10 protein-coding genes are annotated in these 4,149 nt (G+C 63.0%); 1 reads left to right on the top strand and 9 read right to left on the bottom strand.

Translation table 11 applies throughout. The features are described from left to right. Positions 1-271: 271 nt before the first annotated feature. Complete coding sequence (locus EXZ48_RS34010; protein ID WP_024271147.1) at positions 272-523, top strand: antitoxin Phd_YefM type II toxin-antitoxin system; 252 nt, start codon at positions 272-274, stop codon at positions 521-523. A gap of 23 nt (positions 524-546) precedes the next feature. Here EXZ48_RS34010 and EXZ48_RS35875 read toward each other — a convergent pair whose 3' ends face one another. From EXZ48_RS35875 to EXZ48_RS33970, 9 genes are all read right to left on the bottom strand, one after another. After that, positions 547-672, bottom strand: a complete 126-nt coding sequence (locus EXZ48_RS35875) for a hypothetical protein (protein WP_256370940.1) — start codon at positions 670-672, stop codon at positions 547-549. Positions 673-989: 317 nt separating this feature from the next. Then, on the bottom strand, positions 990-1,220 hold the full coding sequence (locus tag EXZ48_RS34005) for a hypothetical protein (RefSeq protein WP_023517422.1): 231 nt from the start codon (positions 1,218-1,220) through the stop codon (positions 990-992). After that, positions 1,217-1,438 (bottom strand): hypothetical protein, encoded by a 222-nt coding sequence (locus EXZ48_RS34000; RefSeq protein ID WP_023517421.1) that lies wholly within the window; start codon positions 1,436-1,438, stop codon positions 1,217-1,219. The genes EXZ48_RS34005 and EXZ48_RS34000 overlap by 4 nt, the downstream gene beginning before the upstream one ends. Beyond that, a complete protein-coding gene (locus tag EXZ48_RS33995) occupies positions 1,435-1,857 on the bottom strand; it encodes a hypothetical protein (protein WP_023517420.1) in 423 nt (140 codons plus the stop codon). The genes EXZ48_RS34000 and EXZ48_RS33995 overlap by 4 nt, the downstream gene beginning before the upstream one ends. Positions 1,858-1,918: 61 nt before the next feature. Beyond that, on the bottom strand, positions 1,919-2,191 hold the full coding sequence (locus tag EXZ48_RS33990) for a hypothetical protein (protein WP_023517419.1): 273 nt from the start codon (positions 2,189-2,191) through the stop codon (positions 1,919-1,921). Continuing rightward, entirely contained in the window at positions 2,184-2,549 is a 366-nt protein-coding gene (locus EXZ48_RS33985; RefSeq protein ID WP_023517418.1) for a hypothetical protein, read from the bottom strand. Before EXZ48_RS33985 ends, EXZ48_RS33990 begins: the two co-directional genes overlap by 8 nt. Beyond that, positions 2,533-2,769: a hypothetical protein gene (locus tag EXZ48_RS33980; protein ID WP_023517417.1), complete on the bottom strand. Its 237-nt coding sequence runs from the start codon at positions 2,767-2,769 to the stop codon at positions 2,533-2,535. The genes EXZ48_RS33985 and EXZ48_RS33980 overlap by 17 nt, the downstream gene beginning before the upstream one ends. Continuing rightward, positions 2,766-3,107, bottom strand: a complete 342-nt coding sequence (locus tag EXZ48_RS33975; RefSeq protein WP_023517416.1) for a hypothetical protein — start codon at positions 3,105-3,107, stop codon at positions 2,766-2,768. Before EXZ48_RS33975 ends, EXZ48_RS33980 begins: the two co-directional genes overlap by 4 nt. Before the next feature lie 69 nt (positions 3,108-3,176). Next, a complete protein-coding gene (locus tag EXZ48_RS33970; RefSeq protein WP_023517415.1) occupies positions 3,177-4,025 on the bottom strand; it encodes a DUF932 domain-containing protein in 849 nt (282 codons plus the stop codon). Positions 4,026-4,149: the final 124 nt, after the last annotated feature.

Raw genomic sequence — 4,149 nt, 5'->3', positions numbered from 1 at the left:
CAAGCGGCTCTGCCGCGCCTGCCCCTTGATCCGAACGCCCGGCGATGTCAGGGGCGAGACGAACGATGCGGCCCGCGTGCGGGCCTCAGTGCCGGATGCGCAGCAGCCGAGAAGGACAAGCGATCGTCACCGGCATCGGCGGAGACGGCCGCAGGCTGGCTCCGTGCCCTCGCATAGAGCGCGGTCGACCGGAACGGGCGATGGCCCAGGAATCCACCTGCAGATTTTGCATGAATTGGGTATTCTAAGACCGTCAGTCTGCGGAACCAGCATGAAACAGTTCACCTTTTCCGACATGGCTCGCGCGCCCGGGCAAATCCTCGAGGCCGCGCTTGTCGAGCCGATCGCACTCACCAAGCACGGCAACCACAAGCTGGTGATCCTGACGGCCGAAGCCTATGCGCGCTTGAAGGGCCAATCGATCGTGGAGGCCTACCAGCTGAAGGACGCGCCGAAGCATATTCATGACGAGCTGATGGATGGCATAGATGTCATTCTCAACGAGGCGCATCGCGATGCTTGAGCGCGCGAGCTCGTCCGCATCCATCACCTGAAGATGGCTGGCATGCGCTTCTCACTCAACTCGGCCCGCGCCGTGATCGCGCCGACGCGCAGCGGAAGCGAGCGCGGTACGATCCCGGTGAAGAAGGAGAGCATCGGAGAAATCAGCATAGCGCCGGCCTTCGGGCCGGGATTTCGGGCATTCTCGCTGCGCGGGGAGCGGAAGAAGCGCAGCCGCAGGAGCCTCAGCACAGCGTCCCGCAGGGGAGGCCGGACCGACTGCGCCCGCTCACGGCGCGCCGTTTTGACGGGCGGGCAGGGGAGTTCGAGGGGCGGGGGCTTCGGGGCGCCCCTCGTCCTGGTCCGATCCGCTCAATGCGGGGAGGGCAAGGCACGCGGCCAGCCAGCTCGGCCGCTGTATGATCCATCAATACAAAAAGACGCCCGACCACGATAGCCAGGCGTCCAGTTGTTCCGCGAGGTGAAGGCTATTTCGAGATCGTCCAGCCATCGGCCGTCCGGTTGATGGCAGCATTCTCGCCATGCTGGTCGATAAACACGCGATCCGCCTCCATGCGTCGGCTGCGGTGCAGGCCGCTGGCGCGGTGGCCGCTCGGCCTGACGCACCAGACGCCGATAGGCTTGCCGCAATCGGGGCAGCCAACCGCCAAAACCGGATGGACGTAAGCGGTGAAGTCGTGTGGATCGGATTCCATCATGCGCCCCTTTGCTCATTGGAAAACAGGCTCTTGGGCCAGTCGGCCAGCGAATAGTCCGCGAGCCAGGAAGGTCCGCGCGAGTTGCGAAGGTGCTGCAAGGTGCCTTGGGTGCGCCCGTCCATCCAGTCGGCCAGAAGGTCGTCCTTCCAGTTTTCGCCATGGGCAAGAGCATAGGCGGTGACGGCGGCATGTTCTTCTGTGGTCAGGGGCTCGGTCATGACAGGTCCTCGTGCTGGGCCGCAAAGACCCTCTCCGGGTCGTCCTCCGGCAGGCCGAAGGCTTCGAGCGCGGCATCAAGGGCGATCTGGATATCCGACCAATCGACCTGTTCGGGATTGTGCATGTAGGCTTCGATCAGGAGGCGGCAGGCATCCGCTGCCCGTTCGGGGCGCTCGACGCCGGGGATTTCGATCCAGCTATCGAAGGCGGCAAGCGCCGCACACATGCGTTTCATGTCGAGGTCGAATTGCAGGAGTTTCGAGCGCGAACCGCCAGCGATGGTCGCAATATGGCGCTCCTTCCCCGGCATCATAAAAAACAAATTGCGGCGGCCAAAATCGACCGTAGCCGTGGCGACGTAGTGACCTGCACGGATTTCGCCGTCCGGTCCAAACAGGACAGTATTATCCTTCGTCATCAGAAGGCTCCTTTCAGTGTGATAATGAGGGGGAAGCGTTCGAGTGGCGGATGCATCGGCATCACGCCGATGCTGTGTTCAAATTTTCTACCGCCTGATCGATGGTGCCCCCGATCTCGTCCAGGGCGCCCACGGCTTCCTCAAGGGCGTCGGCCGCCGCTTCCATTGCCTGTCCTCGGTCGTTGCCCTGGAAGCTCTCGGACAGGTTCTCGAACGCCTCGCGTTCCTCGTCTTTGATCGTTTCGAGATCGGACCTGATTTCGTCTGCAAGCCCTTTCAAGGTGTCGAGGCGGTCGATAAGATCGGCGATGGCCTTGCGGCGTGCTTTATTCATGGTCGGGACCCTCCCCCGTGCTGGTGGCCGCGCCATCCTCCAGGTCCGCTATCGCTGACCTGATCGCGCCGAGATCGTCATCGATGCCCTCTTGCAAAGGATCATCCTCGAATCCGGACATGAACCGCTCTGCGCGCTGCAAAGCATCCAGCATCCTTTCGCTGCCGCTTGCCGGCAGAGGATTGAGGGAAGCGGCGCGGCCTTCGGCCTTGGCGATGGTCGCCAGCGCGCCGGGCAGCCATGCGCTCAAGATCGGGTCGCCTTCGTCGTTCGCCAGCTTCACGCGTGCGACGGCGAGTTTAAGCGTCTCCAGCAGCTCGGGCGCGACGTCGCGAAGTGGATCAGCGTTCACCTGCATCGGAACCTCCATTCGTTGCCCGGATGGTCCTGCCGGTCGTGAGGTCGACGACCTTCCATTCCCATGCCGGGTTTTCTTCGCTGTTTCTGTCGATGAAGCCATGAGCTTTTTCGGCGGTCGCGAACCGGATTGCATGGATGCGCAAGCGGTTGCTTCCCCGGCTGCTCAGGAATGACCAGCTTTTCGTGCCGACGACGCGGCACTTGATTGCGTAGCTCATGCCTCACCGCCTTTCGATGCGGTCGCGGTCTGGTCTGCGTCCTCGCGGTCCGTCACCAACTCGGCGGCCGCATGAGGGACTGAACAAAAAGCAGGGCGCTCCGGCACGATGCAGGAGAAGCCGCTATCGGTCGAAACCCGGAATCCTTCCGTGGTTTCTTCCTCAAACCAGCGGTCGCCGGCGTCGATGCAGTCTCGGATGTTGTTCAGCGTGATGAAGAATGCGCCGCCCCATGAGGAAGGGACGCGAGCGTGAATTGCATTGGCCAATGCCATGGGGCGAACATGGCCAGTGATCTCCCGCATATCGGGGAAAACGACGGGATGCGCGGGCTTCATGGTAGAGCCTCCGATTTTCTGGTGACGGGGAGAGCGCCGCCGGTAGCAACGGCGCTCTTGTGGGTCCGGTCAGGATTTCAGCGCGGCCATCCGCTCGCCGAGCAGCCAAAGGGCCTTGTTCAGCTTGATGTCCTGATCGATCCCGTTGACGGCGCGGGACGTCGCACGGCGCGGCCTGCCGAGATCGTCGCGGCCGACGCCGCGCAAACCGCCCTTGATGGCGTTTTCCTGAACCACGTTCCAGACGGTCCAGAGATCGTCATTGCGGTCGTCGTGGCGTCGGGGAACCAGCAATTGCTCCGCCTTGATCGGCGTCTTGGTCTCGCCCTCGTTGTCCCCGAACCGGAGAACATGCGCCGCATCGGCAAGGATTTCCTTCTCCTCCTGCTTCAGCCGCATACCGGACCAGTCCTGTGGGGCCGCAAGGGTGCGCTCGGCCTCCCCGAGAACGCGATAGGTGCCCTCGATGACCTTGTGCTGCACGTCGCCGGAATGCCGGACCTTGATGGCGTCGATGGTGCCGGTCTGTGTCACCAAGGAATTGAGGCAGCGGACGCGGAAAAGCCCGGCCATCAGCTCGTAGGCGCTGGTTCCGTCATTCGCGTTCTTCAGGAGGATTTCGCATACGGTGTCACCGACATGATAGACCTTGCCGTCATCGATCCGGCGCATGCGGATAAGGTGCTTGGTGAAATCGGCCTTCCCCTCGATGCGGCTGCTGGACTGCTTGGCGCCGACCGGCATGAAGCCTTCGTTCATCAGGCCGCGCAGCACCTCGATGGTGGGGATGGGCTTGAAGCGCTCGGACCTGCTCTCATGGGCGGTCACGGCGAAGATGGACGGCGCGATGCGGCGCATTTCGGCTTCTGTCAGGGCGCGGCCGGTGTCGAAACGGGCGGTCTGGGTGTAGATGCTCATATTCTGTCTCCTTTTTCCCGAAGTCCCGCAGGGAAGCCCCCTTGGGCGAAGCCTCCCCGGTCTTTCCGGGGGAATGGCCTCTGACATTCCCCCGGACAGAGGGGGGAGGGCGCAGCCCGCCCCA

The sequence above is a fragment of the Shinella sp. JR1-6 genome, from assembly GCF_004284735.1.
Classification (GTDB): Bacteria; Pseudomonadota; Alphaproteobacteria; order Rhizobiales; family Rhizobiaceae; genus Shinella.
This window is presented reverse-complemented; position numbering and strand designations above follow the sequence as displayed.

What these genes read in the sequence shown, in the direction of transcription:
- EXZ48_RS34005 (WP_023517422.1), bottom strand. Translation starts at nt 1,220, where the DNA reads ATGATGGAATCCGATCCACACGACTTCACCGCTTACGTCCATCCGGTT.
- EXZ48_RS33975 (WP_023517416.1), bottom strand. Translation starts at nt 3,107, where the DNA reads ATGAAGCCCGCGCATCCCGTCGTTTTCCCCGATATGCGGGAGATCACT.
- EXZ48_RS34000 (WP_023517421.1), bottom strand. Translation starts at nt 1,438, where the DNA reads ATGACCGAGCCCCTGACCACAGAAGAACATGCCGCCGTCACCGCCTAT.
- EXZ48_RS33990 (WP_023517419.1), bottom strand. Translation starts at nt 2,191, where the DNA reads ATGAATAAAGCACGCCGCAAGGCCATCGCCGATCTTATCGACCGCCTC.
- EXZ48_RS35875 (WP_256370940.1), bottom strand. Translation starts at nt 672, where the DNA reads ATGCTGATTTCTCCGATGCTCTCCTTCTTCACCGGGATCGTACCGCGC.
- EXZ48_RS33970 (WP_023517415.1), bottom strand. Translation starts at nt 4,025, where the DNA reads ATGAGCATCTACACCCAGACCGCCCGTTTCGACACCGGCCGCGCCCTG.
- EXZ48_RS34010 (WP_024271147.1), top strand. Translation starts at nt 272, where the DNA reads ATGAAACAGTTCACCTTTTCCGACATGGCTCGCGCGCCCGGGCAAATC.
- EXZ48_RS33995 (WP_023517420.1), bottom strand. Translation starts at nt 1,857, where the DNA reads ATGACGAAGGATAATACTGTCCTGTTTGGACCGGACGGCGAAATCCGT.
- EXZ48_RS33985 (WP_023517418.1), bottom strand. Translation starts at nt 2,549, where the DNA reads ATGCAGGTGAACGCTGATCCACTTCGCGACGTCGCGCCCGAGCTGCTG.
- EXZ48_RS33980 (WP_023517417.1), bottom strand. Translation starts at nt 2,769, where the DNA reads ATGAGCTACGCAATCAAGTGCCGCGTCGTCGGCACGAAAAGCTGGTCA.